This window comes from Pseudomonas gingeri (assembly GCF_013386165.1).
GTDB lineage: Bacteria > Pseudomonadota > Gammaproteobacteria > Pseudomonadales > Pseudomonadaceae > Aquipseudomonas > Aquipseudomonas gingeri_C.
In genome coordinates, this window is sequence record NZ_JACAOS010000041.1 from 1 (window position 1) to 238 (window position 238).

Below are 238 nucleotides of genomic sequence, written 5' to 3' on the forward strand. Positions count from 1 at the left end.
CAGTTCAACGGTTCTCTGGGTACCGATACCATTGATTACTCTGGATCGGGTGCGGCGGTTACAGTCAGCCTCGGTGGTCCCAATGTCATCACTGTTGGCAGTGGTGGCGATGCCGAAGGCGATAAGCTGAGCAACTTCGAACGCGTGGTTGGCTCGGCTTACAACGATACCCTGTCTTCCGATGTCAGTGGATATACCCTGGAAGGCGGTCAAGGTAACGATGTCTATGTGATCAACG

The 238-nt window shown here is 53.8% G+C and carries 1 pseudogene; it reads left to right on the forward strand.

Annotation, left to right across the window (positions count from 1 at the left end):
- Positions 1–238 (forward strand): annotated as a pseudogene (locus HX866_RS34570) (hypothetical protein); the annotation flags it as partial.